This window comes from Paenirhizobium daejeonense, from assembly GCF_014280875.1.
In the GTDB taxonomy this organism is placed as follows: Bacteria; Pseudomonadota; Alphaproteobacteria; order Rhizobiales; family Rhizobiaceae; genus Allorhizobium; species Allorhizobium daejeonense.
In genome coordinates, this window is sequence record NZ_JACLAL010000004.1 from 87,859 (window position 1) to 113,072 (window position 25,214).

Genomic DNA, 25,214 nt, shown 5'->3' on the forward strand with positions numbered 1-25,214 from the left:
TGCGGCGGGGCCGAGCCCGCTTAGATGACCGCCCAACGGGCCGCCACTGTTGTGTTCGCTGATGGTCGCCATGATCCGCGCTCCCGGTTGCCGAACGGCGGCGTCTTTCAACGCCGCCGCCGGATGATGTTCTAGGAAAATCAGCCGCCGATAACCGACTTACGAGCGTCGATGATCGTCTGGTAGAAGGACGGATCGACCTTGATGTATTCCTTGTTGTCGCCCTGGGTGTAGGCCTTGAAGCAGTCGTGATCCTTCTTCGGCAGTTCCAGGAAGAAGGCTTCGACCTTCTCGCGCATGTCGGCAGGCAGCTTGTTGGAAACCATCAGCGGGCCGTTCGGGATCAGCGGCGACTTCCAGACTTCGACGATATCGTCCATGTCGAGGATGCCCTTGTTGACCATCTGGTGCAGGTTGCCACCGGTATAGCCTTCTTCCCACTTGCCAACGCCCGAACCGAAGGTCGTGCCGGCATCGAACTTCTTGTCGAGAACGGCGAGAACGAGGTTCTCATGGCCGCCGCCGAAGCCGGTTTCAGAGAAGTAGTCCTTGACCGAGGCGCCGATTTCCTTCGGCAGGGCGACGTTCGGGACGAGGTAGCCGGAGGTCGAGTCCGGGTCGGCAAAGCCGAGCTTCTTGCCCTTCAGGTCGGCGAGCGTCTTGATGCCGCTGTCCTTGCGGGCGACCATGATCGAGTAATAGCCGCTGGAGCCGTCCGACTGGGTGTAGGTCAGGATCGGGTCGACGGCGTTCGGGTCCTTGATCGCGATTGCCGCGTAGGAGGAGGCGCCCATCGAAGCGATGTCGATGGTGCCGCCGAGCAGGCCCTGGATGACGCCGTTATAGTCCGGCGACGGGAAGATCTGGACTTCCGGAACGCCGGTCGCAGCCTTCAGGCCATCGGCGACACACTGGGTGTTGCGGATCTGGTCGGCTTCGTTTTCCGAGCCGTCGAGGCCGATGCGCAGAACCTTGACGTCCTGAGCCATTGCGGAGCTTGCGATGACGCCGAGTGCGACGGCAGCAAGAAGAGCTTTCTTGAGCATGGTGATCTCCTGTTTCCGGACCATCCGGAGTTTCGTCATGAAAAGTGCCCTTTACGCGGGCAGACGATCGAAGGTGCGGGTCTCAGGCACTGGCGCTTGCCAGCGTGCCGATACCGCCCGATTGCTTTTCCCCGCTCGCCTCGGCGCCGGGGATGTTGATGCTGGTCGAGGTCATCGTCTCGTCGATGCCGGCGCCGTCCTTGTCGGAGCCGTAGATTTCCTGCACCGCATCGGCATTGAGCTCGGAAGGCGGGCCGTCGAAGACGACGCGGCCGCTCGCCATACCGATGATCCGCTCGCAATAGCTGCGCGCGGTATCCAGCGTATGCAGGTTGGTGATGACGGTGATACCCTCGCGCTCGTTGATATCGCGTAGCGCGTCCATCACGATCTTGGCGTTCAGCGGGTCGAGCGAGGCGATCGGCTCGTCGGCAAGCAGCATCTTCGGCGCCTGCATCAGGGCGCGGGCGATGGCGACGCGCTGCTGCTGGCCGCCGGAAAGCGTACCGGCGCGCTGCATGGCCGTCTGCTCGATGCCGAGGCGCTCCAGCGCCGAGATTGCGGCGAGGCGCTCGTCGTCGGAAAAGATACTGAGAAGGCTCATCATCGTCGAGCGGTGATTGAGCCGGCCGAGCATGACATTGGTCAGGACGTCGAGGCGCGGCACGAGGTTGAACTGCTGGAAGATCATCGCGCAATCACGCTGCCAGTTGCGCAGGCCCTTGCCGCGCAACGACGAAACTTCCGCGCCGCCGAAATGAATGGAGCCGGTGGAAGGATCGACCAGCCGGTTGATCATGCGCAGCAGCGTCGACTTGCCGGCACCCGAACGTCCGATGACGCCCACCATCTGGCCTGCCGGAATTTCCAGGCTGACATTGTCGACGGCAATATGCTGTCCGAATTGCCGGGTGACGTTTTTCAGCTGAAATCGCATGTCTTTTCTTTCGACGTCATGTCCACGTTGTGGGCAATGCTCTAGCGACCGTTGATGAAGCGCCAATGTCAGTTATGTGTAGGAAATATTATACCAATCAAGCATTTGTTTTTTATGGATTTTTAAGCGTATTTCGCGACGAAATCCTCGGCTGCGAGGTCGCGAAAATCGGAAAGTGCTGCAAATAGTCGGTCATGGGACCAGTCCCACCAGGCGAGCTTTTCCATGCCCTCGGCAGTCTGGGCATTGAAACGTTCACGGATGAGTTTGGCCGGCACACCGCCGACGATCGTGTAGGGAGCGATATCCTTGGAAACGACGGCACCGGCGCCGATCACCGCGCCGTTTCCAACCGTCACGCCGGTGAGGATGGTGGCCCCGTGTCCGATCCAGGTGTCATGCCCGATGGTTACGACCTTGCTGCGTCGGGCGGCAAAATACTCGGCCTCTTCCGGTTGCTGGTCGGCCCAATAGTCACCCGGCCTGTAGGTGAAGTGATGCAGCGTCGCGCGTTCGACGGGATGGTTGGTGGCATTGACGCGCACGAAAGCCGCGATGTTGGAGAACTTGCCGATCCTGGTGTTCCAGAGATGGCCATGCTCCATGATGTAGGAATAGTCGCCGATCTCGCATTCCCGGATGCGGCAGAATTCGGTCACCTTGGTGTAGCGGCCAAGCGTGGTCGTCTCCACCAGCGCCGTCTCGTGGATCATTGGCGTTTCGGACAAGAGACGGGTCATGCCGCGGCCTTTCGCGGCGAAAACTGGGAAACGTCGAGAATACGGTCGGCGACGAGTTCGCGCACTTCCTCGTCGTGGAAGATACCGAGAATGGCAATGCCCGCCTTCTTCTTGGCGCGGATCATCTCGACGACGACGGCGCGGTTGGTTGCATCGAGCGAGGCCGTCGGTTCGTCCAGCAGCAGCACGCGATGATCGGTGATGAAGCCGCGAGCGATGTTCACGCGCTGCTGTTCGCCGCCGGAAAAGGTGGCCGGCGGCAATTGCCAGTGTTCCCTCGGCAGGTTGAGCCTCGACAGCAGGTCCGCCGCCTTGTCGCGCGCTTCCTCCGCCGCGACGCCGCGGGCGACCAGCGGTTCGGCGACCACGTCTAGGGTGGAAACCCGCGGAACGGTCCTGAGGAACTGGCTGACATAGCCGAGCGTGGAACGGCGCACATCGAGCACTGCGCGCGGATCGGCGGTCGCGATGTCGATGATGCGGCCGAGATGATCGATGAGGATCTGCCCGGTATCGACGGCGTAATTGCCGTAGAGCATCTTCAGGATAGAACTCTTGCCGATACCCGACGGACCGCCGAGCACGACGCACTCGCCACCGGCAACCGAAAATGAAACATTGGAAACGACCGGCAGCGTGAGGCCGCTGCGCAGATGCATGATGAAGCTCTTCGAGACTTCGGAAACGACGAGAGGCGTGGCCATGGTTTTTCCTGTTCTCAGACCTGCAGGATCGAGGAGACGAGCAGTTGGGTATAGGGTTCGCGCGGGTCGTCCAGCACCCGGTCGGTGAGGCCGTGTTCGATGACATGGCCGTCCTTCATCACCATCATGCGATGGGAAAGGAGACGGGCGACGGCGAGATCATGGGTAACGACGATGGCCGCGAGACCGAGATCGTTGACGAGACCGCGCACGAGATCGAGCAGACGCGCCTGCACGGAAACGTCGAGGCCGCCGGTTGGCTCATCCATGAAAACCAACCTCGGGCCGGTGACGAGATTGCGGGCGATCTGCAGGCGTTGGCGCATGCCGCCGGAAAAGGCGCGCGGCTGATCGTCGATGCGGTCGGTGGAGATTTCGACGCGTTCCAGCCATTCCGATGCCGTCTGGCGGATGTGGCCGTAATGCCGGTCGCCGACCGCCATCAGGCGTTCGCCGACATTGGCGCCGGCCGAAACCGTCATGCGCAGGCCGTCGGCCGGGTTCTGGTGCACGAAGCCCCAGTCGGTGCGCATCAGGAAGCGGCGCTCCGCCTCGTTCATGTGGTAGAGGTCGCGATATTGGCCGTCGCGCATGTGGTATTCGACGCTGCCGGTCGTCGGCATCAGCCGGGTCGAGATGCAGTTGAGCAGGGTGGTCTTGCCCGAACCGGACTCGCCGACAATGGCGAGAACCTCTCCCGGCCAGAGCTCGAAGGCGACATTGCTGCAGCCGATGCGGCTGCCGTAGAATTTCGATAGGTCGCGAACCTTGAGAAGCGGTTGGTCGGTCATTCGGCAGCCTCCTTGTTCGGTGCGAGCAGGTGGCCGGCATGGCCGTGGTCCCGGCGTTCCTCGCAATGGTCGGTGTCGGAGCAGACGAACATGCGTCCGCCCTTGTCATCGAGGATGACCTCGTCGAGATAGACGTTCTCGGCACCGCAAAGCGCACAGGGCTTGTCGAAACGCTGGATCTCGAAGGGATGGTCCTCGAAATCGAGGCTGACGACTTCGGTGAAGGGCGGAATGGCGTAGATGCGCTTCTCGCGGCCGGCGCCGAAGAGCTGGAGCGCTTCCGACATGTGCATCTTCGGATTGTCAAACTTCGGCGTCGGCGAGGGGTCCATCACGTAGCGACCGGCGACCTTGACCGGATAGGCATAGGTCGTGGCGATCCGGCCGTTGCGGGCGATATCCTCGTAGAGCTTCACATGCATGAGGCCATATTCCTCGAGCGCATGCATCTTGCGGGTTTCCGTCTCGCGCGGTTCGAGGAAGCGCAGCGGTTCCGGGATCGGCACCTGATAGACGAGCACATGGTTCTCGTTCAGCGTCTCTTCCGGAATGCGGTGGCGGGTCTGGATGATCGTCGCCTCGCGGGTGTGGGTGGTGACCGCGACATTGGCGACCTTCTGGAAGAAGGCCCGGATAGAGACCGCATTGGTGGTGTCGTCCGCACCCTGGTCGATCACCTTCAGCACATCCTCGGGACCGAGGATCGAAGCTGTGACCTGCACGCCGCCCGTTCCCCAGCCATAGGGCATGGGCATTTCGCGGGAGGCGAAAGGCACCTGATAGCCGGGTATTGCGATGGCCTTGAGGATCGCGCGGCGGATCATTCGCTTGGTCTGTTCGTCCAGATAGGCGAAATTATAGCTCGCCAGGTCGCCATATTGCGAAACTTCTTGCGTCATCGGGCGTTGTCCTTGCTCAGAAGGAGGTGCTGGATATGGAAGTCAGTGTGATACTCACAATCATCATTGCGACAATGGTCGCCACGACCGTCATCAGTGCGTACTGGTTCCAGGAAGAAAGGGACTAGGTCGATGAAGGTCATTCCGCGGCCTCTGCGCGTGTGGCGTTGATATCGCCGCGCGCGGTTTCGAAGTCGCGGCGCATCCGGCGAACGAGATCGAGTTCGGCCTGAAAGTCGACATAGTGCGGCAGCTTCAGGTGTTCCACGAAGCCCGTTGCCTGCACGTTGTCGGAATGCGAGATGACGAATTCCTCGTCCTGCGCCGGTGCGACGATGTCCTCGCCGAGTTCGGTCGCGCGAAGCGCCCGGTCCACCAGTGACATCGCCATGGCCTTGCGCTCACTCTGACCGAATACGAGACCGTAACCGCGGGTAAACTGCGGCGGCGCCTTGGCCGAACCCTTGAACTGGTTCACCATCTGGCATTCGGTCACGCGGATCGGGCCGAGCGAAACGGCAAAGCCGAGTTCTGCCACCTCGATCTCTACCTCTACCTCGCCGATGCGGATTTCTCCGGCAAAGGGATGCGTGCGGCCATAGCCGCGCTGGGTGGAATAGGCGAGTGCCAGCAGAAAACCCTCGTCGCCGCGTGCCAGCGCCTGAAGACGCAGGTCCCGGGTCATGGGAAACTCGATCGGCTCGCGGGTGATGTCGCCTGCGACATGATCTTCCGGCATGTCGCCATCGGCCTCGACAAGGCCTTCCTGGGCGAGAATGTCCGAAACACGCATGACCATTTCATCGGTCGCTGGGCGAAGCGCGGGCTCCTCCACGTCAGCATCCTCAAGCATCGAGACATCGAGCAGGCGGTGGGTGTAGTCGAAGGTCGGTCCGAGCAGCTGGCCGCCCGGCAGATCCTTGTAGGTTGCAGAGATACGCCGCTCCACGCGCATGCGACCGGTATCGATCGGGACGGAATAGCCGAAGCGCGGCAGTGTCGTGCGATAGGCCCTGAGCAGGAAGATCGCTTCGATCATGTCACCCCGCGCCTGCTTGACGGAGAGGGCGGCAAGCGCCCGGTCATGCAGCGAAGCTTCGGCCATGACGCGGTCGACGGCGAGCCCGAGTTGTTCGACGATCTGCTCGATGGTTAGCGAAGGCAGCGAACGGTCGCCCCGGCGTCGGTCGGCAAGCAGGCGGTGGGCATTGGCGATGGCCGCCTCGCCACCTTTTACGGCAACATACATGGTCTCAAATCTCCCTTGCGGTGATCTTGCATGTCCGCGGCAAGCCGAGCATCTCGCCGCCTGCCGTCAGCACCACGTCGACGCCGCGCGGGAAAAGCGCCCGGTTGTCGGCCCACTGCCTGAGGAACATTTCCGGCAGACCCTTCGGCGCGATATGCGTCGTTTCCTTGATGCCTGGACCGGTGAGCGCGAGGCCCGGCCCGCCTTCCAGGCTTGCGACCTCGATGACAATGGTCGTCGAACGGTCCGGATATTCCTGGGTGCCGGAGGAGAAGAGGCCGAAGGAGGCGAGCGCGGTTCCGGCCTCTGCGAAAGCGAAGCGGGCCTCGACCTTTTCCCGGGTCAGCGGCGCGCTGGTATGGAAGGAGATCCAGTCTGCGACGGGCGACCTTGAAAGACCGGCGGAGAGCCAGACCGGCGTGTCGTGGTCGCAAAGCGTCAGCGCAATGGCGCCGGCAGCAGCACCCAGCGGCGCCGGCGGATCGACATGCGGCGTAACGGCGCGAATGCTGCCGGGGCGGGCCATGCAGTCCATCAGCGTGCGAAAGACGCTCTGGGCGTGAAAGACCGGCTCGGTGAAACCGCCGGTCAGGGCATCGGTCTTCGGATCCATCAGTCCTCTCCCCTTACCATGGTGAAGAAATCGACGCGGGTCGCTGCCGCCTCTTCAGCCTTGGCGCGTTCCTCGGCTGCGATGCGGGTGGCGACCGGCTTGAGCAATCGGGTTTCGACGAATGGCCGGTGTTCGGTCTCCTGCCACATCGCATCGAAGATCGCCGCAAGGCGGGCGCGGCTGCGGTCGGTGCCGAGCACATGGCCGTGGCCGACCGTGCCGGAGACAAGCCGGATGGTGGCGCGGCTGACGGTGGCCTCGCCGAGATTGAAGGCCGCGCCGCCGCCGCCAATGCGCCCGCGCACCATCACGAGGCCGGTTTCCGGTCCGCGCAGGGCCGCGAAATCGGGTTTTGGCTCAAGCGCCTCCCAGACGGATTTCAACTCGGTGGCGGTTGCCCTCGCAAGAAGGTCCGTCACCCGCTTTCTCTGCGGCGCGCTGGCCGCCTCGTGTTGTTCTGCCGTGTCCATTGCCAAATCCCGAAATGTCTATTAATATAGACAACCATACAAATTAGGTTATAGCTACCAATCGAGCGTGACAAGCGTGTGACATGGCGGACATGGGAACTGTTCAGAGACAGAAGGGCGTGGCGCTATGGCGCCAGATTTCAGACAAGATCAGGGCGAATATTTCGGCCGGAGAATACGATGCCACCGGCATGGTGCCGCCGGAAACGGTGCTGGCTGAGCAGTTCGGGGTAAACCGTCACACCATCCGCAGCGCGCTTGCCGCGCTTGGGCAGGAGGGTATCGTTCGCCCCGTGCAGGGCCGCGGAACGATGGTCGAGGTGAAGGACCGCTTCAATTTTCCGATCGGCCTGCGCACCCGCTTCACCCAGGGCATTGGCCGTCAGGCCCGCGATATCGAGGGATTTCTCCTGTCATCGGCGCGCGAACTTGCCACGGCGGAAGTTGCCCGCTGGCTGAAGCTTGGCGCAGGAACCGAGGTGATAAGGCTGGAAGCGGTGCGCAAGGCCGATGGCCGCGCCCTTTCGAGAGCAACGACATGGTTCCCCGCGGCCCGGTTCGAGGGCATTGCGGAAATTTTTGCTAAAACGGGGTCGGTGACGAAGGCGTTGTCGGAGTTCGGCGTTGGCGATTACCTGCGCGATACGACCGAAATCACCGCCCGTCATGCGGAACCGGATGACGTCGCCACGCTGGAACTGACGCCGGGCGCGATCGTTCTCGTTACCCGTGCGCTCAATAGCGATCTCGACGGTCAGCCGATCCAGTATTCGATCACGCGTTTTCCGGCAGATCGCGTTCAGTTCACCATCGGTGCCTGATCGGGGGAACTGAACGAGGAAAAAATCAGGGCGCACCGGTCTCCGGCGCGCCCTGATCCTGCTTAGTGGGCGCCGGACATGTCGCCGAGCACTTCCTTGGAAGCGACGGTGGAGTCGGCCTTGAGCTTGTAGACCATAGGCACGCCGGTCGCGAGGTTGAGCTTGAGGATCTCTTCCTTGGAGAGGCGGTCGAGCACCATTACGAGCGCGCGTAGTGAATTGCCGTGAGCGGCAACCAGCACGGTTTCGCCACGCAGAACGCGCGGCAGGATTTCCGTCATGTAATAGGGCCAGACGCGGGCGCCGGTGTCGCGCAGGCTCTCGCCGCCCGGAGGCGGAACGTCGTAGGAGCGGCGCCAGACATGTACCTGTTCCTCGCCCCACTTGGCGCGGGCGTCGTCCTTGTTGAGGCCGGAGAGATCGCCGTAGTCACGCTCGTTCAGCGCTTCGTCGCGAATGGTCTCGAGATCGGGCTGGCCGACATTGTCGAGCACGATCTGGCAGGTCCGCTGAGCGCGGCTCAGCGCGGACGTGTAGGCCACGTCGAACTTGATGCCGGTGTCGGCAAGTGCCTTGCCGCCGGCATTGGCTTCCTGCACGCCAAGTTCGGTCAGGCCCGGATCGCGCCAGCCGGTGAAAAGGTTCTTGAGGTTCCATTCGCTCTGGCCGTGACGAACGAGCACGAGAGTACCAGTCATTGCAAAAATCCTCCGAAGGAAAAATTATTGGGTGGGATTGAGCCCGAGCGCGTCGAGCATGGAATAGAGACCGGGCTTCTGGTCATAGGCCCAAAGGGCCGCCTTGACCGCGCCGCGCGCGAAGATCGTGCGGTCGCCGGCGCTGTGGGAGAGCGTCACCAGCTCGCCTTCGCCGGCGAGGATGACCGAATGTTCGCCGATGACGGAGCCGCCGCGCAGCGTGGCAAAGCCGATGGATCCGGCCTCGCGCGGACCTGTATGGCCGTCACGCACGCGCACCGAATGGCCGGCGAGGTCGATATCGCGGCCCTTCGCGGCGGCTTCGCCGAGCAGCAAAGCGGTTCCCGAGGGAGCGTCAACCTTGTGCTTGTGATGCATTTCAAGGACCTCGATGTCCCATCCGGCCGCGTCGAGCGCGCGGGCCGCCTGCTGCACGAGCACCGAGAGCAGGTTGACGCCGAGGCTCATATTGCCGGATTTGACGATCCGTGCATGACGGGCGGCGGCCTCGATCTTTGCCTCATGTTCGGGCTGGCAGCCGGTGGTGCCGATCACATGGACGATGCGGGCCTGCGCCGCCAGCGCGGCAAATTCCGTCGTGGTCTGGGGAGCGGTGAAGTCGATGACGCCATGGGCGTCGAGGAAAGCCGCAAGCGGATCGTCGGTCACCATAACGCCGATCGGGCCGAGGCCCGCGATATCGCCGGCGTCCTTGCCGACCAGCGGTGAACCGGGACGCACAACGGCCGCATGAAGGGTCGCGCCTTCGGTCGCGTGAATGATGCGGATGAGCGCCTGGCCCATGCGCCCACCGGCACCGACGACGACGAGCTTCATTGCATCCTTCATGATGGTACGCTGTCCCTAGCTGAGATCGTTTTGTGGGGCGGGCTGCAGGTTGTTGAGGCGAGCGTAGAGCCCGTCCGGACGCTGCGCAAGGCTCTCATGCGTGCCTTCCTCGGCGATCCGCCCCTCATGCATGACGATGATCTTGTTGGCCTTGATGACGGTCGAGAGACGGTGGGCAATCACGACCACGGTGCGGCCATGCATGGCCTGGTCGAGCGCCTTCTGCACGGCAGCCTCCGATTCGGTGTCAAGTGCAGACGTCGCCTCGTCGAGCAGCAGGATCGGTGCGTTGCGCACGAGGGCGCGGGCAATCGAAAGCCGCTGCCGCTGGCCGCCGGAAAGGGTCACGCCGTTTTCGCCGACCGGCGTATCGTAGCCGAGAGGCTGCGCGGTGATGAAGTCGTGGGCATAGGCAAGCCGGGCCGCATCCTCGATTTCCGCATCCGTCGCATCCGGGCGACCGTAGCGGATGTTGTCGCGGATCGTGCCTTCGAAGAGGTAGGGCTGCTGCGAAACATAGGCGATGTGCCTGCGTAGCGATGCCTTGGTCACGTCGGCGATGTTCTGACCATCGATCAGGATCTCTCCACTCGAGGGATCGTAGAAGCGCGGAATGAGCGTAACGACGGTCGATTTGCCGGCGCCGGAGGGGCCGACGAGAGCGGTTGTCTTGCCGCCTTCGGCAACGAAATCGATGCCCTTGAGCACCTTCTCGTTTTCGCCATAGGCGAACGTCACGCCGCGGAATTCGATCGATGCATCGGTGACGGCGAGATCGGCCGCACCCGGCTTTTCCCGCTGATGCGGCTGCATGTCGAGAATTTCGTAGATCATCCGCGCATTGACGACGGCGCGTTCCATCTGCACCTGCAGCTTGGCGAGCCGCTTGGCCGGCTCATAGGCCATCAGCAATGCGGTGACGAAGGAGAAGAAGGCGCCCGGCAGCATGCCACCATAAATCGAGCGGAAGGCCGCATAGGCAATAACGCTGGAAATCGCCACACCGGCAAAGGTTTCGGTGAGTGGCGACGTGCGCTCGCTAAGCCGCGCGATCCGGTTCGACCGCTTCTCGGCAGACTCGATTGTCACGCTGACCTTGCGTTCGAGCTGCTCTTCCATCGTGAAGGCCTTGACGATGGCGATGCCCTGCACCGTCTCCTGCATTGCCCCCAGCACATGGCTGTTGAAGATGATCGCCTCCTTCGTCGCCGCGCGCAGGCGCTTGGAAATGTAGCGCAGCGCATAGAGCAGCGGCGGCGCGACCACGAAGACGATCAGCGTCAGCATCGGGTCCTTGAAGATCATCACGCCGATCAGCGCGACGAGGCTCAGCAGGTCACGCGCCGTCGAGGTCACCGTCAGGTTGAGCACGTCGCGGATGCCGTTGATGTTCTGGCTGATCTGGGCGGCGAGATGGGCCGAGCGGGATTCGTTGAAGTAGCCGAGCGAAAGCGTCATCAGGTGGGCGAAGAGCCGGCGCTGGTAACGCGCCACGATGTTGTTGCCGATCTTCGAAAGAGTCACGGCCTGACCGTAGCTTGCAAACCCGCGCAGCACGAAGGCTGCGAGGATGGAGCCGCAGATCAGCCAGACGAGATCGGCGCGCTTGTTGGCGAAGGCCTCGTTGACCACGGATTCCATGATCCACGCGGTAAAGGCGGTCGTCAGGGCAACCGTCGCCAGACAGATGACGGCGAATATGTATCCGCGGATGTGGTCGCGGCCGTTTTCGGCGATGATGCGTTTGAGGACTGCCGTCACGCTGTTAGAGCTGATAGCGGTCGTCTGTGTTCTGGAGGCGTCCAAAATGAGGCCAATCCCCGTGAAACTGGGTCGTTGCGGGCGTCATGCCCTCTTTCTGCGCGCTCTATAGCCAGTGAAGGGCCATTTGGCCATAGCCAATTGCTGCGCGGGCGAAAGCGTGGCTCAGCCGCGCCAGCGCCGCCCGTCGGTCGCAAGCCCGAAACTGCCGGGTGTCCGCGCATAGGTCGCAAGTCCCGAAAGCGCCGCCTGCGGATGGGTGACGACGAAGGTCGGGATGGTCTTCATCAGGTGGCTGTGCGGTGCCTTATCCTCGAAGGCCTGACGGAATTCCGGCCGCTTCAGGGCCGGAATGATCTTCTGCGATATGCCGCCGGCAAGGAAGACGCCGCCGCGCGCCATGAAGATCAGCGCCATGTCGCCGGCAACACGACCGAGATAGGTAGAAAAGAGAGAGATCGTCTCGACGGCGACCGGATCGGCGCCGGAAAGCGCATTGGTCGTCACTTCGGCCGGATCCTTGTAGACCGGCTCGATACCGCTTGCGGCGCAAACAGCGCCGTAGATGTTGAGAATGCCACGACCGCACAGCAATTGCTCGGCCGAAATGCGTCCCTCGATCGGCGTCAGATGCGGGAAGATCTCATAGTCGCGCTCGCTGCGCGGGCCGACATCCACATGCCCGCCTTCGCCGGGAACCGGAAACCACATGTGCTGGGCATGCACGAGACCGGCGACGCCGAGCCCGGTGCCGGGACCCAGAACGACGCGCGAGGCAAGCGAGGTCTCGCCGTGTTCTCCGATCGGCTCACGATATTGTTCGGCAGGCGATGCAATTGCCAGCGCCTGCGCCTCGAAGTCGTTGACAACAAGCACGTCGGAAAATCCGAGGTCCGAGATCATCGCCTTGGGACGCACGACCCAGTCGCAATTGGTCAGCGGGATCTCGTCGTCGTTGATGGGGCCGGCAATCGCTAGGATTGCGGAGCGCGGCTGGATCGAGGTCTTGTCGAGAACCGTGACCTGTATCGCCTCGTCGATGGTGGTAAAATCCGCGGTATGCACGTTCGGAAACTGCTTCGGCTCGGCATAGGCGTCGACCAGAATGGAGAAGCGCGCGTTCGTGCCCCCGATGTCGCCGATCAGGATGGGAAACGTGAGCTGTTCGTTTTCGAGGGGCTTGGGCATGGCGGGTTCCGTATCGGGCCTTTGCGGGCTCAGGCGCCAAGGGCGCCGGGGGTCAGGAGTATCTCTGCGGTGGCGCGGTTCAGGGCCATTGGAATATCGTAGACCGTTGCGAGCCGCATCAGCGCTTTTACATCGACATCATGAGGCATGGATGTCAAAGGGTCGACGAAGAAGATCAACATGTCGACTTCACCGGTCGCGATCATGGCGCCGATCTGCTGGTCGCCGCCGAGCGGGCCGCTTTTCAGGCGCGTGACGTCAAGCGAGGGACAGGCTTCCTTGATGCGCCCTCCGGTCGTGCCGGTTGCAACGATGCGTCGCCTGGAAAGCTCCGCTTCGTGACGGCGGGCGAATTCCGCCATATCGTCCTTCTTCTGGTCATGGGCAATCAGGGCGATACATTTCAGAGCGGTCACGAAGCGCCTCGGTCCGGATTTTCAATCGATTTGAATGCCTTCTAGCGCAGCCGGAAGCGGTTGAAAAGCCCGGCCCCGAGGAAGGGTCGGGCAAGGCTGCAGCGTGAGCGCTCAGTTGCCCGTGGGGCGCGGGAGTGGAACCGGAACATCGGCGGGCGGAACATCCGGCATCTGGGCCGCGATGGCCGAGCCCGCTGCAGCCGGCTGCGGCGGCGAAGCAAGTGCTGAAACGGGAGCAGCGCCGTTGGGAGAATAGGTCGCCGCCCACTCGCTGTCCGCGGCAGGAGACTTGAGCACCACGGAGCAGGCCTTCGGCAGATCGGCAAGCTGCATCGGTTTCGGCTTCGGCGCGGGCTTTGCGTTCGGGTCCTTCTTCGGCTTTGCCCAGGGTTCGTCGGTAAACCACCAGGCCAGCGACTTGTCGCAACCGTCGCCGGGCGGAATATCCGCCTGATCCTTGCACCCGACGGCATCGGCCGGGCATTTGATACGGACATGGAAATGGTAGTCGTGGCCATAATAGGGCCGCACCTTGCCGAGGTTGGTGCGGTCGCCCTGCCATGTGTCACAAAGCTTCTTCTTGATCGCGGGATTGACGAAGATGCGCTCCACCTGCGGATAGCTGGCGGCGCGCATGATCACGCGCGCCTGCCCCGGTGTCCAAGCCTTCTCATTGATGGTGAGGAACTTCTTGGTGTCGAGCATCGAGGTGGCGGAGATGTTTTCCCGCTCCGCCGCCGACAGTGTGCGCGATGGCATCGGCGTCAGCCAGATGTCGGCGTCGAGGCCGATCTGGTGGGAGGCATGGCCGGTCAACATCGGTCCGCCGCGCGGCTGCGAGATGTCGCCGAGCAGGAGGCCCGGCCATCCGTCATATTTTGCGGCATCCTGAGACAACCGTTCCAGCAGCGAGATCATCTGCGGGTGACCCCAGCGTCGGTTGCGCGAAAGGCGCATCGCCTGCCAGGTCGGTCCATCGGTCGGGATCGCGACAGCGCCGGCGAGGCAGCCTTTCGAATAGAAGCCGTAGGAACTCGGCTCCGCCCGGGTCGGCAGTTTTACTCCGCCGAAGAGTTCCTTGGCGGGAGGGCCGTCGGCCGCCCATCCGTTGGCGATGGCGCCCGCCATGCTTGCCGCAAAAGCCAGCACCAGCGCCAGCCGCTTCGAAACAGTTCTCATCGTCATGCTCGTCCGCCGCATTTCGTTCACCCGTTTCGCCGGGTGATTTGCTTCAAGTTTAACCTGAATGCCGATTTTGTTGAATCCGTGATCTCAGGCGTGTCGCGATCTTTCAGATTCGCTCCTTCCGCCTTCGGTCCGTGTTCCACCTCATGTCGTTACCGCAAGACCGCTGCTTACTTTTGCGCGGCATGCTTTAATCGTGATCTCCCCCCGGTCTGTTTTTTGCCGAGGTTTGGCCTATGCTGATGCCAACGAAGACAGCTGGGGTGATTTGCATGAGATTGGCTTTCCTGAGGACGGGTATTCTCGCGCTGGCCGCGGCGACCTTTGTACCGCAGGCGCTGCAGGCGCAGGAGTCCGAATGGCGCCACGCACTCGCCGTCATCGAGGCGCCGAAATATCCGAAGGATTTCCCCCGGTTCAACTATGTCAATCCCGATGCACCCAAGGCCGGCGACCTGAGACTTTCCGCCGACGGCACCTTTGATACCTTCAATCCCGTGCTCGACAAGGGCGAGCTTGCGGCCGGCCTGACACCGCGTGCTTCTCTGGTCACCGAGACGCTGCTGAAGCCTTCCATGGACGAGGTCGATGCAGTCTACGGCTTGCTTGCCGAAGCTATTTCCTATCCGGATGATTATGCCTGGGCGAAGTTCCGCCTGCGGCCCGAAGCAAAATGGGCCGATGGTCAGCCGGTCACGCCCGAGGACGTCGTCTTCAGTTTCGACAGGTTCAAGGATCTCAATCCGAAATATGCCAGCTATTACCAGCATGTGCTGAAGGCGGAAAAGACCGGTGAACGCGAAGTTACCTTCACCTTCGACGAGAAGAATAATCGCGAACTGCCCGTCATCGTCGGTGAACTCGATATTGTCCCGATGCACTGGTGGACGGCCAACGGCCCGGACGGCAAGCCGCGCGACATATCGAAGACGACGCTGGAGCCGGTTCTCGGCTCGGGCCCCTATCGCATCGCGTCGTTTTCGCCAGGTTCAACGATCCGCTACGAGCTTCGCGACGACTATTGGGGCAAGGATCTCAACGTCAATATCGGCTACAACAACTTCCGCAGCCAGACCTATACCTATTTCGCCGACCTCGATGTCGAGTTCGAGGCCTTCCGGTCCGGCAATGTCGACTTCTGGTTGGAAAACTCTGCCATGCGCTGGGCGCGTTCCTATGATTTTCCGGCTGTTTCGGACGGTCGCGTCAAGCGCGAGGTGCTGGACAACGAATACAAGACCTCGGGTGTACTGGTCGGCTTCATTCCCAACATGCGCCGCGACAAGTTCAAGGATCCGCGTGTCCGCAAGGCTCTGAACTACGCTTTCGATTTCGAGGACCTGAACCGCACGATCTTCTTCGACCAGTATCAGCGTATCGACAGCTATTTCTATGGCTCCGAGCTCGCATCCAGGGGGCTGCCCGAGGGCAAGGAACTGGAGATCCTGAAGGGGCTTGGCGATGGCGTGCCGCCTGAAGTCTTCTCCACTGAGTACAAGAATCCAGTGTCGGGCGATCCCGCAAAGTTGCGAGACAATCTCCGTACTGCCGTCCAGCTCTTCCGAGAGGCCGGCTACGAGATCAAGGGCGGCCGGATGACCGATACCAAGACCGGAACGCCGCTTTCCTTCGAAATCCTGCTGAACGGCCCGACGATCGAGAGGGTGGCGCTGCCATTTGCCGATAACCTGAAGAAGATCGGCGTTACGGTGTCGGTCCGTACCGTCGATGCGTCGCAATACACCAACCGTGTCCGCAGCTTCGACTATGACATGATCTATCTCGGCTGGGCGCAGAGCCTCAATCCGGGCAACGAGCAGAAGAACTACTGGGGCTCCCAGTCGGTCGGGCAGGAAGGCTCGCAGAACTATGCCGGCATTTCGAGCCCGGCCATCGACACGCTCATCAACCAGATCATCTTCGCCAAGGATCGCGATACCCTGATCCCGACCGTGAAGGCGCTCGATCGCCTGTTGCTCGCAGGGAGCTATACCGTGCCCTCCTACACCATGCGCTCCTCGCGCATCGCTTATTGGGATAAGTTCGAGCGTCCCGCGGAACTGCCGGAATATGCGATCGGCTTTCCCTCCATCTGGTGGGCCAAGGGGGCCGCGAAGTAGGCCATGGGGCTTGCGCGCCACATTTGAGCGGCTACGAATGAACTCTACGAATCGCATATGGCCGGCAGCGCAGTCTGCCGGCGGGAAAGGACGAACGGATTGATAGCGGGACTTGAGGCGGACATCGTGCACCACGCGGGAGAGACAGCCTGATGGGTGCCTATATTCTCAGGCGTCTCCTGCTGATGATCCCGACCATCGTCGGCATCATGGGCATTTCCTTCCTCGTCATCCAGTTTGCGCCGGGCGGTCCGGTCGAGCAGGTGATCGCCCAGCTGACCGGGCAGGGCGATAGCGCCGACCAGCGCCTTTCCGGCGGCGGCGACATGCTCAACCAGCAGTTCGGCAACGAAGAGATGAACGCCAAGTATCGCGGCGCTCAGGGGCTCGATCCGGAACTCATCGCCAAGCTCGAAAAGCAGTTCGGCTTCGACAAGCCGCCGCTGACGCGCTTCCTCGACATGATGTGGAACTATATCCGCTTCGATTTCGGCGAGAGCTTCTTCCGCAACACCACCGTCATCGATCTGATCATCGAGAAGATGCCTGTGTCGATCTCGCTTGGCGTCTGGATCCTGATATTCTCCTACGCGATCTCCATCCCGCTCGGCATCAAGAAGGCGGTCGCGGACGGTTCTCCCTTCGATGTCTGGACCTCCGGCGTCATCGTAATCGGCTATGCCGTGCCGAGCTTCCTGTTCGGCATCCTGCTGATCGTGCTGTTCGCTGGTGGTTCCTTCTTCGACTGGTTCCCGCTGCGCGGCCTCGTCTCCGACAATTTCGCCCAGTTGTCCTGGTGGGAAAAGATCATCGACTACTTCTGGCACCTGACCCTGCCGCTGATCGCATTGTCGCTGTCGGCCTTCGCCACGACCACGCTGCTCACCAAGAATTCCTTTATCGACGAGATCAAGAAACAGTATGTCGTGACCGCCCGCGCCAAGGGCCTGAACGAGCGGCAGGTGCTTTACGGTCATGTTTTCCGCAACGCCATGCTGATCGTCATCGCCGGCATTCCCGGAGCCTTCATCTCAGCCTTCTTCACCGGCTCGCTCTTGATCGAAAACATCTTCTCGCTCGATGGTCTCGGCCGGCTTGGCTATCTCTCGGTGGTCAACCGGGACTATCCCGTCGTCTTTGCCACCCTCTACATCTTCTCGCTGATGGGCCTTGTCGTCGGTCTCGTCTCCGACCTGATCTACACCTGGATCGATCCGCGCATCGATTTCGACCGGAGGGATGTCTGACATGTCTTCCGTCGAAACCGCCCGCACCGATGTCGCTACTCCCATGAAGAAGTCGTGGCTGTCGCCGACCAACGTCCGACGCCTCGAAAACTTCAAGGCCAATCGCCGCGGCTACTGGTCCTTCTGGCTTTTCATGATCCTTTTCGTCCTGTCGTTGTTTGCCGAATTCATCGCCAACGACCGGCCGCTGATCGCCTCTTACAAGGGAGAGATCCTTTTACCGGTGGTGATCGACTATCCGGAGGAGAAGTTTGGCGGCTTCCTTGCGGTCACAGATTACCGGTCTCCCTTCATCAGCGACGAGATCAACGCCAATGGCTGGATGATCTGGCCGCCGATCCGCTACTCCTACCGCACGGTGAATTCGGACATTCCGCATTCCGCGCCGACGCCGCCCTTCTGGCTGATGGACAAAGCGGGGCGCTGCTCAGCCTATCCGCTCAAGGATCAGGACCCGAACTGCATTCTCGGCAATCTGAACTGGCTCGGCACCGACGACCAGGCGCGCGATGTTGCCGCCCGCATGATCTATGGCTTCCGCATCTCGGTCCTGTTCGGCCTCGTGCTGACCATCTGCTCGGCCTTCGTCGGCGTCACCGCCGGCGCGGTTCAGGGCTATTTCGGCGGCTGGACAGACCTTCTAATGCAGCGTTTCATCGAGATCTGGTCCTCGATGCCGGTACTCTACATCCTGCTCATCATTGCCGCGATCCTGCCGCCCGGTTTCTTCGTGCTGCTCGGGATCATGCTGCTGTTCTCATGGGTCAGTTTCGTCGGCATCGTGCGCGCAGAGTTCCTGCGCGCACGCAATTTTGAATATGTGAATGCCGCCCGCGCGCTCGGAGTCGGCAACTGGACCATCATGTTCCGGCATCTCCTGCCGAACGCCATGGTCGCCACCCTCACCTTCCTGCCCTTCATTCTCTCCGGCTCGATCACCACGCTGACCTCGCTCGATTTCTTAGGGTTCGGCATGCCGCCGGGATCGCCGTCTCTCGGTGAACTCATCGCCCAGGGCAAGCGCAATCTCCAGGCTCCGTGGCTCGGCCTCACCGCCTTCTTCACCATGTCGATCATGCTGTCGCTCCTGATCTTCGTCGGGGAAGCCGTGCGTGACGCCTTCGATCCGAGGAAGGCTTTCAGATGACCGCCCCGCTTCTTTCTGTTCGTGATCTCTCGGTCGCCTTCCATCAGGGCGGCAAGGAAACCCTCGCCGTCGACCGCGTCTCCTTCGATATCGGCCCGGGCGAGGTCGTGGCGCTGGTCGGCGAATCCGGTTCCGGCAAGTCCGTCTCTGCCAACTCCGTGCTGCGCCTCCTGCCTTATCCGGCGGCGAGCCATCCCTCGGGAGAAATCCTGTTCGAGGGACGCGATCTTCTGAAGTTGCCGGAGGCGGAACTTCGCCATGTCCGCGGCAACGACGTGACTATGATCTTTCAGGAGCCGATGACCTCGCTTAATCCGCTCCACTCCATTGAGAAGCAGATCGGCGAGATCCTCGAATTGCATCAGGCGATGAGCGGGCCGGCGGCACGCGAACGGACGCTGGAGCTTCTCCGGCAGGTCGGTATCCGTGACCCGGAAAAGCGCCTCTCCGCCTATCCGCACGAACTGTCCGGCGGCCAGCGCCAGCGCGTGATGATCGCCATGGCGCTCGCTAACAGGCCGAAGCTCTTGATCGCCGACGAGCCGACCACCGCGCTCGACGTGACCGTTCAGGCGCAGATCCTGGCGCTTCTGCGTGAGTTGAAGGCCGATCACGGCATGTCCATGCTGTTCATCACTCATGATCTCGGCATCGTGCGCAAGTTTGCCGATCGGGTCTGCGTCATGACCAAGGGCCGGATCGTCGAAAGCGGGCCGGTGGAGGAGATCTTCACCAATCCGCAGCACGACTATACGAAGAGGTTGCTCGCCTCCGAGCCGCGCGGCGAGCCGCCGGCGCTCGACGAGACAAAGCCGGTGGTGATGAAGGGCGACGACATCCGCGTCTGGTTCCCCATCAAGGCCGGCTTCCTGCGCAAGGTGGTGGATCATGTGAAGGCCGTCGATGGCGTCGACATGGTGCTGCGCGCCGGCCAGACGCTCGGCGTCGTCGGCGAATCCGGTTCCGGCAAGACGACGCTCGGTCTGGCGCTTGCCCGCCTCATCTCGTCGAAGGGACGCATCAGCTTCATCGGGCAGGAAATCGATGGCTTTTCCTATCGCGAGATGCGCCCGTTGCGCGACCGCCTGCAGATCGTCTTTCAGGACCCTTACGGCTCGCTCAGCCCCCGTATGTCGGTGGGCGAGATCATTGCGGAAGGCCTGAAGGTTCACGAAAGCGCGCTGTCGGCAGACGAGCGCGATGCCCGCGTTTGCTGGGCGCTGGACGAGGTTGGCCTCGATACGGCGACCCGCTGGCGTTACCCGCATGAGTTTTCAGGCGGCCAGCGGCAGCGCATCGCGATTGCCCGCGCTATGGTGCTGAAACCCCGGTTCGTCATGCTCGACGAACCGACCTCGGCGCTCGACATGACGGTGCAGGCGCAGGTGGTCGACCTGTTGCGCGATCTGCAGCAGAAGCATGATCTCGCCTATCTCTTCATCAGCCACGACCTGCGCGTGGTGAAGGCGCTTGCCAACGAGGTGATCGTCATGCGCGCCGGCAAGGTGGTGGAGCAGGGACCGTCGAGTGCGATCTTCTCCGCGCCCAAGGAAGACTATACCCGCGCCCTGATGGCCGCCGCCTTCAATCTCGAAGCCGTCGAGATCGGCGGCGTCAGCCAGTAGCATCCAGCTTGCCACCAGTAACATCCCGCTTACGAAAAGAGTGACCATGCCCGACAAGAGCCCCGTCGTCATCGACCTGAAGTTCGACCGCGAAAGCGTTGTCGCAGGCCTGAAGAACGCCTTTCCCGGCCGCGAGATCATCGACATGGCCTTGCCCGAGAATGCCGGCCGCGATCTTTCCGGCAGCGCCTATGCCGTTGTCTGGAAGCCGGACCCGGCGCTGTTCTCCCGCATGCCGGACCTCAAGGTCATCTTTTCCGGCGGCGCCGGCGTCGATCATATCCTGACCGCTTACGAATTGCCCGATGTGCCGATCGTCCGCTTCGTCGATCGCAGCCTGACCGACCGCATGAGCGAATGGGTCGTGCTGCAATGCCTCATGCATCTGCGCAGGTCGCTGGCCTATGCGCGCCAGCAGAAGAACCATGAATGGCGCGAACTCGATCCGCAGCCCGAGGCATGTGACGTGACCGTCGGCGTCATGGGCCTCGGCGTTCTCGGCCAGGATGCCGTCCGCAAGCTCAGGGTCATGGGCTTCGAGGTCGTTGGCTGGTCGCGCAGCATGAAGTCGATCGAGGGCGTCGAGACTTTTGACGAGGCGGGGCTCGATGCATTCCTCGCCAGGACCGATATTCTCGTTGGTCTTTTGCCATTGACCGAGGAGACTCGCGGCATCTACAACACCTCGCTATTTGCGAAGCTTCGCCAGGGCGGCGCTCTGGAAAAGCCCGTCTTCCTCAATGCCGGCCGCGGCGGCAGCCAGGTCGAGGCTGATATCGTCTCGGCACTTGCAAGCGGTATCCTGGGGGCCGTCTCGCTCGATGTGTTCGAGAAGGAGCCGCTCGCTTCTGAGAGCCCGCTATGGGCGTTCGAGAATGTTATTATCACTCCTCATGCGGCGGCTTCTTCCGATGTCAGGGCGCTTTTTCGCCATGCCGAAAGGCAGATGACGCGTCTTGAGGGCGGCGAGGCCCTGCAGCATGTCGTGGATCGCGTCGCCGGATACTGAGCAAGTCGGAACCATATACAACGCTCTTTCGTTTCCATGGTGTTGACTGGCCGCAATCAGTGGCCGTCAAGGTAGATACCCAGGGAGGCTTTAGCATGGTTCAACGACCAGATCTTCATCATCCCGAAGCGCGGCCGGCGTCTGCTGAGCCTGAGAAGGAATCGCTGTCCGCAACCAAGGCCCGGCAGGGCTTTCTTGGAAGGCCGGTGCTGATCATTCTGCTGGCCGGCCTCGTCCTCGCCCTGTTGGTATGGATACCCGCCGAATGGTGGGGCAATGCCATCGCACCGGAAAACCCATCCAATGAGCCGGCGCAACAGCAGCCGTCACCGCCTGCGCAGGCCAATCCGCCGCAACAGTAGTCCCGCAGGGATATGGACTTTGCGATCCGAATTTCTGATAAGAGACGCCTGAAGCGGCCGGACTGAACCCTGTCGCGAAGAGCGGTCAAGGCTGGCCGCGGTTTGCAGGACTGTCCGCCGATGACCAAGACCGATATCGCGACACGGGTTTTCAACCACACATGGAAGCTTGACCCGATCCTCCGCAGCCTGATCGACACGGATTTCTACAAGCTCTTGATGCTGCAGATGATCTGGAAGCTTTATCCGGATGTGAACGCAACCTTCAGCCTGATCAACCGCACCACGACGGTGCGCCTGGCGGAAGAAATCGACGAGACCGAACTGCGCGACCAGCTCGATTACGCCCGTTCGCTGCGACTTACCAAGAAGGAGGCGATCTGGCTCGCGGGTAACACCTTCTACGGCCGTGCCCAGATCTTCGAGCCGGAATTTCTGACTTGGCTCGCCAATTTCCAGCTGCCGGAATATGAACTGTCGAGGAAGGACGGCCAGTTCAACCTGCATTTCCATGGAAAGTGGATGGAAACCACGATGTGGGAGATCCCTGCACTGGCCATCATCAACGAGCTTCGTTCGCGCGCCGTGTCAAAGTCTCTCGGGCTTTTCACGCTGGACGTGCTCTATGCCCGCGCAAAGGCCAAGATGTGGTCCAAGGTCGAGCGTCTGCGCGAACTGCCCGGCCTTCGGATCTCGGATTTCGGCACGCGCCGCCGACACAGTTTTCTGTGGCAGCGCTGGTGCGTCGAAGCCCTGAAGGAAGGCATCGGCCCGGCCTTTACGGGCACCAGCAACGTGCTGCTTGCGATGGATTCCGATCTTGAAGCCGTCGGTACCAACGCGCACGAACTGCCTATGGTGACAGCAGCCCTGGCACGCAACGACGAGGAACTCGCGGCTGCGAACTACAAGGTCATGCAGGACTGGAACCGCCTCTATGGCGGCAACCTGCTAATCGTCCTGCCGGATACCTATGGCACCGCAGCCTTCCTGCGCAATGCGCCCGACTGGGTGGCGGACTGGACGGGTTTCCGCCCCGACAGCGCCCCGCCGATCGAGGGCGGCGAAAAGATCATCGCGTGGTGGAAGCAAAAGGGACGCGATCCCCGGCAGAAGCTTCTGATCTTCTCCGACGGACTCGATGTCGATGCGATCATCGATACCTACAGGCATTTCGAGGGGCGTGTGCGCATGAGCTTCGGCTGGGGTACCAACCTCACCAATGATTTCGCCGGCTGCGCGCCGCGCGAAATCGAGGGCCTGAAGCCGATTTCGCTGGTCTGCAAGGTGAGCGATGCGAATGGCCGCCCGGCGGTCAAGCTCTCCGACAATCCGCGCAAGGCGACAGGCGATCCGGCCGAGGTGGAGCGTTACCTGAAGTTCTTCGGCTCGGACGATCGCGTCGAACAGGCCGTGCTCGTCTGATATCGACAGCAAGGCCGATGCCCGGTTCTTGCGATCCGTCCGCTTGTCTGTAAGCTGTTGGTCAAATATTCCGCTGTGCCCGGGGAGGGGCGTGGCGGAAATCATGACCACATCGCTTGAGGGAGGAAGACATCATGGACATGAACGGCACCGAACGGATCGAAGCTCCAGTCGAAACGGTATGGCGTGCATTGAACGACGCCGACATTTTGCGCCAGGCGATACCCGGCTGCGAGGAGTTGGAAAAGACTTCCGACACGGACCTGATCGCAAAGGTCGTTCTGAAGATCGGGCCGATCAAGGCGAAGTTCGAGGGGGCCGTGGAGTTACAGAACCTCAATCCGCCGCGGTCCTACACCATTTCCGGCGAGGGTAAAGGCGGCATTGCCGGCTTCGCCAAGGGCGGTGCCGATGTCTCGCTCGAAGCTGACGGACCGGATGCGACTATCCTCAGTTATGCGGTCAAGGCCGAGGTCGGGGGCAAGATCGCGCAGCTCGGCTCCCGCCTGATCGATTCCACTGCCAAAAAGCTCGCCGGTCAATTCTTCTCGAAGTTTGCAGAGCTGGTGACCGCGGCTCCCGACGAGGCGGTCAGCGCCTCCGCATGAATGTGGCGGCGTCCCGCCTGAAAGCCTTGCGCAAGCCACTGCGTCGATAGTGGCTTGAGGCCGAAAATGTGATTCGGCGCGTATAGGATACCAATATGACGAACGACCCCGATCACTTCTTCGAGCAGCAGGATGTGGCGCTGCAAATGCTCATTGTTGAAAACAAGGGCGATGAATTGACCGATATCCTCGTCGACGCGTTGCGCGACGCCCTTGGCCTGCTGCAGGATGAACTCGAACCCACTGTCCACTGACGCATCCTGCACACTTCTGGCAAAGGCAGAAACGGCTCTCCGTCCGCAACTGCCTCAGAACCGGTCGGACACCTGGATGCCGGCCGGTCCGAGAATGACGGCGATCAGCACCGGCAGGAAGAACAGGATCATCGGTACGGTGAGTTTCGGCGGCAGTGCCGCCGCTTTCTTTTCCGCTTCGTTCATGCGTTCGTCGCGGCCTTCCTGCGCCAGTACGCGGAGAGCCGTTGCGACGGGCGTGCCGTAGCGTTCCGCTTGAATGAGCGCCTGGGTAACGCTCTTCACGCCGTCGAGCTGAGTGCGAAGCCCGAGGTTTTCAAGCGCAGTTCGGCGATCTGGCAGGAAGGAAAGTTCCGCCGTGGTCAGTACCATTTCTTCCGCCAGTTCCGGTGACTGGGTGGCGATTTCATCCGCCACGCGACGCATGGCGGCTTCTATGGAAATCCCGGATTCGACGCAGATGAGCATCAGGTCCAGCGCATCGGGCCATGCCCGGCGGATCGATTGCTGCCGCTTCGTCATGCGGTTCGAGACATAGATGTTCGGCAGGTAGAAACCGATATAGCCGCCGACGATGGTGGCAAGCAGGCGGATTGCAAGCGGCTTTTCCGCAAGATTGCCAAGCGCGAAGATCCAGATGGCGGTGATTGCGAGTGTCAGGAACGGCAGGAAAAAACGCGCGAAGAGAAAGATGTTCAGCGCGTTCTGCGAACGCAGACCCGCCGCGCGAAGCTTGTCCAGCGTAGCGTCGTCCACCAGAGCCTGACGCAGATTGAGGCGTTCGACGATCTGCCGGACCGATTGGTTGTTGTTTGCGCGAAGGCTCGCCTTGCCGCGGGCTGTCTCGGCATTCATTCGCGCTCGCTCCCGCGCGCGGATCTGTTCACGCTCGGTGGAGACTGCCTTCATGCGCTTGTCGAGATTGCCACGCTCGAAAAAGGGGATGGCGATGGTGTAGAGGGTCGCAAACACGGCGATCGCCACGAGGACCGCGATGATCAGCGAGGGATTTGTCAGGCTTGCCGCGAAGTCTTCATTCATCGCCTGGGT

At 61.7% G+C, this 25,214-nt stretch carries 26 protein-coding genes; 10 read left to right on the forward strand and 16 right to left on the reverse strand.

Translation table 11 applies throughout. The features are described from left to right. Window positions 1–140 precede the first annotated feature (140 nt). The 9 genes from phnD to phnG form a co-directional block, all read right to left on the reverse strand. Window positions 141–1,046, reverse strand: coding sequence for a phosphonate ABC transporter substrate-binding protein (gene phnD / locus H4I99_RS10200; protein ID WP_099059810.1), 906 nt, complete (start codon window positions 1,044–1,046; stop codon window positions 141–143). Between the two features lie 82 nt (window positions 1,047–1,128). Next, on the reverse strand, window positions 1,129–1,983 hold the full coding sequence (phnC, locus tag H4I99_RS10205; RefSeq protein ID WP_163902709.1) for a phosphonate ABC transporter ATP-binding protein: 855 nt from the start codon (window positions 1,981–1,983) through the stop codon (window positions 1,129–1,131). A gap of 122 nt (window positions 1,984–2,105) precedes the next feature. Further along, window positions 2,106–2,723 (reverse strand): DapH/DapD/GlmU-related protein, encoded by a 618-nt coding sequence (locus H4I99_RS10210; RefSeq protein ID WP_163902711.1) that lies wholly within the window; start codon window positions 2,721–2,723, stop codon window positions 2,106–2,108. Continuing rightward, the gene (phnL, locus tag H4I99_RS10215; RefSeq protein ID WP_163902713.1) at window positions 2,720–3,427 is read right to left on the reverse strand and encodes a phosphonate C-P lyase system protein PhnL; all 708 of its coding nucleotides are present in this window, start codon (window positions 3,425–3,427) and stop codon (window positions 2,720–2,722) included. Before phnL ends, H4I99_RS10210 begins: the two co-directional genes overlap by 4 nt. Window positions 3,428–3,441: 14 nt before the next feature. Beyond that, entirely contained in the window at window positions 3,442–4,218 is a 777-nt protein-coding gene (gene phnK, locus H4I99_RS10220; protein WP_099056118.1) for a phosphonate C-P lyase system protein PhnK, read from the reverse strand. Continuing rightward, entirely contained in the window at window positions 4,215–5,117 is a 903-nt protein-coding gene (locus tag H4I99_RS10225; protein WP_163902715.1) for an alpha-D-ribose 1-methylphosphonate 5-phosphate C-P-lyase PhnJ, read from the reverse strand. Before H4I99_RS10225 ends, phnK begins: the two co-directional genes overlap by 4 nt. Window positions 5,118–5,256: 139 nt before the next feature. Next, entirely contained in the window at window positions 5,257–6,366 is a 1,110-nt protein-coding gene (locus H4I99_RS10230; RefSeq protein ID WP_163902717.1) for a carbon-phosphorus lyase complex subunit, read from the reverse strand. Between the two features lie 4 nt (window positions 6,367–6,370). After that, the gene (gene phnH, locus H4I99_RS10235) at window positions 6,371–6,979 is read right to left on the reverse strand and encodes a phosphonate C-P lyase system protein PhnH (protein ID WP_163902719.1); all 609 of its coding nucleotides are present in this window, start codon (window positions 6,977–6,979) and stop codon (window positions 6,371–6,373) included. Further along, complete coding sequence (gene phnG / locus H4I99_RS10240; protein WP_163902721.1) at window positions 6,979–7,449, reverse strand: phosphonate C-P lyase system protein PhnG; 471 nt, start codon at window positions 7,447–7,449, stop codon at window positions 6,979–6,981. The genes phnH and phnG overlap by 1 nt, the downstream gene beginning before the upstream one ends. A gap of 83 nt (window positions 7,450–7,532) precedes the next feature. Here phnG and phnF point away from each other — a divergent pair, with 83 nt between their 5' ends. Continuing rightward, on the forward strand, window positions 7,533–8,270 hold the full coding sequence (phnF, locus tag H4I99_RS10245) for a phosphonate metabolism transcriptional regulator PhnF (protein ID WP_163902723.1): 738 nt from the start codon (window positions 7,533–7,535) through the stop codon (window positions 8,268–8,270). A 62-nt stretch (window positions 8,271–8,332) separates the two neighbouring features. Here phnF and H4I99_RS10250 read toward each other — a convergent pair whose 3' ends face one another. From H4I99_RS10250 to mepA, 6 genes are all read right to left on the reverse strand, one after another. Further along, a complete protein-coding gene (locus H4I99_RS10250) occupies window positions 8,333–8,968 on the reverse strand; it encodes a 2,3-bisphosphoglycerate-dependent phosphoglycerate mutase (RefSeq protein WP_099056125.1) in 636 nt (211 codons plus the stop codon). A gap of 24 nt (window positions 8,969–8,992) precedes the next feature. After that, entirely contained in the window at window positions 8,993–9,805 is an 813-nt protein-coding gene (gene dapB, locus H4I99_RS10255) for a 4-hydroxy-tetrahydrodipicolinate reductase (protein WP_425314378.1), read from the reverse strand. 27 nt (window positions 9,806–9,832) lie between these two features. Further along, window positions 9,833–11,623 carry an ABC transporter ATP-binding protein gene (locus H4I99_RS10260; RefSeq protein ID WP_163902726.1) on the reverse strand — a complete coding sequence of 597 codons (1,791 nt, stop codon included), beginning with the start codon at window positions 11,621–11,623 and terminating at the stop codon, window positions 9,833–9,835. Window positions 11,624–11,743: 120 nt separating this feature from the next. Beyond that, window positions 11,744–12,766 carry a glucokinase gene (locus H4I99_RS10265; protein WP_163902728.1) on the reverse strand — a complete coding sequence of 341 codons (1,023 nt, stop codon included), beginning with the start codon at window positions 12,764–12,766 and terminating at the stop codon, window positions 11,744–11,746. 29 nt (window positions 12,767–12,795) lie between these two features. After that, complete coding sequence (locus tag H4I99_RS10270) at window positions 12,796–13,182, reverse strand: methylglyoxal synthase (protein ID WP_163902730.1); 387 nt, start codon at window positions 13,180–13,182, stop codon at window positions 12,796–12,798. A gap of 111 nt (window positions 13,183–13,293) precedes the next feature. Then, the gene (gene mepA / locus H4I99_RS10275; RefSeq protein WP_163906005.1) at window positions 13,294–14,361 is read right to left on the reverse strand and encodes a penicillin-insensitive murein endopeptidase; all 1,068 of its coding nucleotides are present in this window, start codon (window positions 14,359–14,361) and stop codon (window positions 13,294–13,296) included. 278 nt (window positions 14,362–14,639) lie between these two features. On the opposite strand from mepA, the gene H4I99_RS10280 reads away from it, so the two are divergent. From H4I99_RS10280 to H4I99_RS10320, 9 genes are all read left to right on the forward strand, one after another. Further along, the gene (locus H4I99_RS10280) at window positions 14,640–16,487 is read left to right on the forward strand and encodes an extracellular solute-binding protein (RefSeq protein ID WP_163902732.1); all 1,848 of its coding nucleotides are present in this window, start codon (window positions 14,640–14,642) and stop codon (window positions 16,485–16,487) included. 152 nt (window positions 16,488–16,639) lie between these two features. Continuing rightward, complete coding sequence (locus H4I99_RS10285) at window positions 16,640–17,734, forward strand: microcin C ABC transporter permease YejB (RefSeq protein ID WP_163902734.1); 1,095 nt, start codon at window positions 16,640–16,642, stop codon at window positions 17,732–17,734. 1 nt (window position 17,735) lies between these two features. Further along, a complete protein-coding gene (locus H4I99_RS10290; protein WP_163902736.1) occupies window positions 17,736–18,881 on the forward strand; it encodes an ABC transporter permease in 1,146 nt (381 codons plus the stop codon). Continuing rightward, window positions 18,878–20,506: an ABC transporter ATP-binding protein gene (locus tag H4I99_RS10295; protein ID WP_163902738.1), complete on the forward strand. Its 1,629-nt coding sequence runs from the start codon at window positions 18,878–18,880 to the stop codon at window positions 20,504–20,506. Before H4I99_RS10290 ends, H4I99_RS10295 begins: the two co-directional genes overlap by 4 nt. A 46-nt stretch (window positions 20,507–20,552) precedes the next feature. Then, window positions 20,553–21,515 carry a 2-hydroxyacid dehydrogenase gene (locus H4I99_RS10300; RefSeq protein ID WP_163902740.1) on the forward strand — a complete coding sequence of 321 codons (963 nt, stop codon included), beginning with the start codon at window positions 20,553–20,555 and terminating at the stop codon, window positions 21,513–21,515. 95 nt (window positions 21,516–21,610) lie between these two features. After that, entirely contained in the window at window positions 21,611–21,877 is a 267-nt protein-coding gene (locus tag H4I99_RS10305) for a hypothetical protein (RefSeq protein WP_163902742.1), read from the forward strand. Between the two features lie 120 nt (window positions 21,878–21,997). After that, window positions 21,998–23,302: a nicotinate phosphoribosyltransferase gene (gene pncB, locus H4I99_RS10310; RefSeq protein WP_163902744.1), complete on the forward strand. Its 1,305-nt coding sequence runs from the start codon at window positions 21,998–22,000 to the stop codon at window positions 23,300–23,302. Window positions 23,303–23,436: 134 nt separating this feature from the next. Continuing rightward, a complete protein-coding gene (locus H4I99_RS10315) occupies window positions 23,437–23,910 on the forward strand; it encodes an SRPBCC family protein (protein ID WP_163902746.1) in 474 nt (157 codons plus the stop codon). A 95-nt stretch (window positions 23,911–24,005) separates the two neighbouring features. Continuing rightward, window positions 24,006–24,164, forward strand: coding sequence for a hypothetical protein (locus tag H4I99_RS10320; RefSeq protein ID WP_164490814.1), 159 nt, complete (start codon window positions 24,006–24,008; stop codon window positions 24,162–24,164). 54 nt (window positions 24,165–24,218) lie between these two features. On the opposite strand, the gene H4I99_RS10325 is transcribed toward H4I99_RS10320, so the two are convergent. Next, the gene (locus H4I99_RS10325) at window positions 24,219–25,205 is read right to left on the reverse strand and encodes a type II secretion system F family protein (RefSeq protein WP_163902748.1); all 987 of its coding nucleotides are present in this window, start codon (window positions 25,203–25,205) and stop codon (window positions 24,219–24,221) included. Window positions 25,206–25,214 lie beyond the last annotated feature (9 nt).

Excerpts from the sequence above, each read along its gene's own strand:
- H4I99_RS10305 (WP_163902742.1), top strand. The coding sequence starts at position 21,611 with ATGGTTCAACGACCAGATCTTCATCATCCCGAAGCGCGGCCGGCGTCT.
- H4I99_RS10265 (WP_163902728.1), bottom strand. The coding sequence starts at position 12,766 with ATGCCCAAGCCCCTCGAAAACGAACAGCTCACGTTTCCCATCCTGATC.
- mepA (WP_163906005.1), bottom strand. The coding sequence starts at position 14,361 with ATGAGAACTGTTTCGAAGCGGCTGGCGCTGGTGCTGGCTTTTGCGGCA.
- H4I99_RS10315 (WP_163902746.1), top strand. The coding sequence starts at position 23,437 with ATGGACATGAACGGCACCGAACGGATCGAAGCTCCAGTCGAAACGGTA.
- H4I99_RS10250 (WP_099056125.1), bottom strand. The coding sequence starts at position 8,968 with ATGACTGGTACTCTCGTGCTCGTTCGTCACGGCCAGAGCGAATGGAAC.
- phnD (WP_099059810.1), bottom strand. The coding sequence starts at position 1,046 with ATGCTCAAGAAAGCTCTTCTTGCTGCCGTCGCACTCGGCGTCATCGCA.
- phnC (WP_163902709.1), bottom strand. The coding sequence starts at position 1,983 with ATGCGATTTCAGCTGAAAAACGTCACCCGGCAATTCGGACAGCATATT.
- phnH (WP_163902719.1), bottom strand. The coding sequence starts at position 6,979 with ATGGATCCGAAGACCGATGCCCTGACCGGCGGTTTCACCGAGCCGGTC.
- phnK (WP_099056118.1), bottom strand. The coding sequence starts at position 4,218 with ATGACCGACCAACCGCTTCTCAAGGTTCGCGACCTATCGAAATTCTAC.
- phnG (WP_163902721.1), bottom strand. The coding sequence starts at position 7,449 with ATGGACACGGCAGAACAACACGAGGCGGCCAGCGCGCCGCAGAGAAAG.
- H4I99_RS10290 (WP_163902736.1), top strand. The coding sequence starts at position 17,736 with ATGTCTTCCGTCGAAACCGCCCGCACCGATGTCGCTACTCCCATGAAG.
- phnL (WP_163902713.1), bottom strand. The coding sequence starts at position 3,427 with ATGGCCACGCCTCTCGTCGTTTCCGAAGTCTCGAAGAGCTTCATCATG.
- dapB (WP_425314378.1), bottom strand. The coding sequence starts at position 9,805 with ATGAAGCTCGTCGTCGTCGGTGCCGGTGGGCGCATGGGCCAGGCGCTC.
- H4I99_RS10280 (WP_163902732.1), top strand. The coding sequence starts at position 14,640 with ATGAGATTGGCTTTCCTGAGGACGGGTATTCTCGCGCTGGCCGCGGCG.
- H4I99_RS10285 (WP_163902734.1), top strand. The coding sequence starts at position 16,640 with ATGGGTGCCTATATTCTCAGGCGTCTCCTGCTGATGATCCCGACCATC.
- H4I99_RS10225 (WP_163902715.1), bottom strand. The coding sequence starts at position 5,117 with ATGACGCAAGAAGTTTCGCAATATGGCGACCTGGCGAGCTATAATTTC.
- H4I99_RS10295 (WP_163902738.1), top strand. The coding sequence starts at position 18,878 with ATGACCGCCCCGCTTCTTTCTGTTCGTGATCTCTCGGTCGCCTTCCAT.
- H4I99_RS10230 (WP_163902717.1), bottom strand. The coding sequence starts at position 6,366 with ATGTATGTTGCCGTAAAAGGTGGCGAGGCGGCCATCGCCAATGCCCAC.
- H4I99_RS10210 (WP_163902711.1), bottom strand. The coding sequence starts at position 2,723 with ATGACCCGTCTCTTGTCCGAAACGCCAATGATCCACGAGACGGCGCTG.
- H4I99_RS10320 (WP_164490814.1), top strand. The coding sequence starts at position 24,006 with ATGACGAACGACCCCGATCACTTCTTCGAGCAGCAGGATGTGGCGCTG.
- H4I99_RS10300 (WP_163902740.1), top strand. The coding sequence starts at position 20,553 with ATGCCCGACAAGAGCCCCGTCGTCATCGACCTGAAGTTCGACCGCGAA.
- H4I99_RS10325 (WP_163902748.1), bottom strand. The coding sequence starts at position 25,205 with ATGAATGAAGACTTCGCGGCAAGCCTGACAAATCCCTCGCTGATCATC.
- pncB (WP_163902744.1), top strand. The coding sequence starts at position 21,998 with ATGACCAAGACCGATATCGCGACACGGGTTTTCAACCACACATGGAAG.
- phnF (WP_163902723.1), top strand. The coding sequence starts at position 7,533 with ATGGCGGACATGGGAACTGTTCAGAGACAGAAGGGCGTGGCGCTATGG.